The sequence below is a fragment of the Ectobacillus ponti genome, from assembly GCF_024294785.1.
GTDB lineage: Bacteria > Bacillota > Bacilli > Bacillales > Bacillaceae_G > Ectobacillus > Ectobacillus ponti.
Genome location: NZ_JANCLT010000041.1, coordinates 1 through 1245 on the forward strand (window position 1 = coordinate 1; position 1245 = coordinate 1245).

The 1245-nt window shown below is 62.2% G+C and carries 1 protein-coding gene and 1 pseudogene; one reads left to right on the top strand and one right to left on the bottom strand.

All coding sequences use genetic code 11. The features are described from left to right. The coding region (locus tag NK662_RS24465; protein WP_254761324.1) for an aquaporin at positions 1–330 on the top strand (330 nt) is incomplete at its 5' end. Here the strand turns inward: NK662_RS24465 and NK662_RS24470 are convergent. Continuing rightward, a pseudogene (locus tag NK662_RS24470) lies at positions 327–1196 on the bottom strand (MIP/aquaporin family protein). The gene NK662_RS24465 and the pseudogene NK662_RS24470 overlap by 4 nt on opposite strands. Positions 1197–1245 lie beyond the last annotated feature (49 nt).

Genomic DNA, 1245 nt, shown 5'->3' on the forward strand with positions numbered 1-1245 from the left:
GCGCAGGGGGCGGAGGAGAAGGACTACCGGGAGCCGCCGGCGGCGCCGGTGTTCGAGGTGGAGGAGCTGACGTCGTGGTCGTTCTACCGGGCGGGGATCGCGGAGTTCGTGGCGACGTTCCTGTTCCTGTACATCAGCATCCTGACGGTGATGGGGGTGAACAAGTCGGCGTCCAAGTGCGCCACCGTGGGGATCCAGGGCATCGCGTGGTCGTTCGGCGGCATGATCTTCGCGCTCGTCTACTGCACCGCCGGCATCTCCGGCGGGCACATCAACCCGGCGGTGACGTTCGGGCTGTTCCTAGTTGCGCAGCGGCGGCGCGGGGCTTAAGACCTGCTCTTGAATGGGATCGCCCTGATGATCACCTGGTGGTAGATGGCAGCCAGGGCAGCGCCAACGAAGGGACCAACCCAGAAGATCCAATGGTCATTCCAGGCATGGTCCTTGTTGTAGATGATGGCAGCGCCAAGGCTCCTGGCTGGGTTGATGCCAGTACCGGTGATGGGGATGGTGGCCAGGTGGACCAGGAACACCGCAAAACCAATTGGCAGTGGGGCAAGGATAGGAACATGTGAGTCCCTGGCATTCCTCTTGGCAACAGTGGCTGAGAAGACGGTCTAGACCAGCATGAAGCTGCCAACAATCTCAGCACCAAGACCGTCACCCTTGGTGTAGCCACTGGCAACTACATTGGCACCACCGCCATTGCCCATGTACAGACCCTGCTGGAAGCCCTTCACAACTCCAGCTCCGCAGATGGCCCCTAGGCATTGCATCACTATGTAGAAGATGGCCCGGGTCAGGGACAGCTTCCTGGCCAAGAACAGCCCAAAAGTAACTGCTGGGTTGATGTGTCCTCCGGAGATGCCGGCGGTGCAGTAGACGAGCGCGAAGATCATGCCTCCGAAGGACCAGGCGATGCCCTGGATGCCGACGGTGGCGCACTTGGAGGAGGACTTGGAGACCCCCATGACGGTGAGGATGGTGATGTAGAGGAAGAGGAAGGTGGCGACGAACTCGGCGATCCCGGCCCGGTAGAAAGACCACGACTTGAGCTCCCCTGGCTCGAACAGCGGCGCCGGCGGCGGCTCCTTGTAGTCCTTGTCGTCCCCGGCGCCCTGCGCCGCCGTCCCTATCGGCTGCCTCTCCGAGTACCTGTTCGCCCCCAGCCGCACGTCCTCCTCCTTCCCCTCCATTGTCGCCTCTCCTCTGCAATGCGTGTGAGTGGAGACTGTGTGAGTGAGC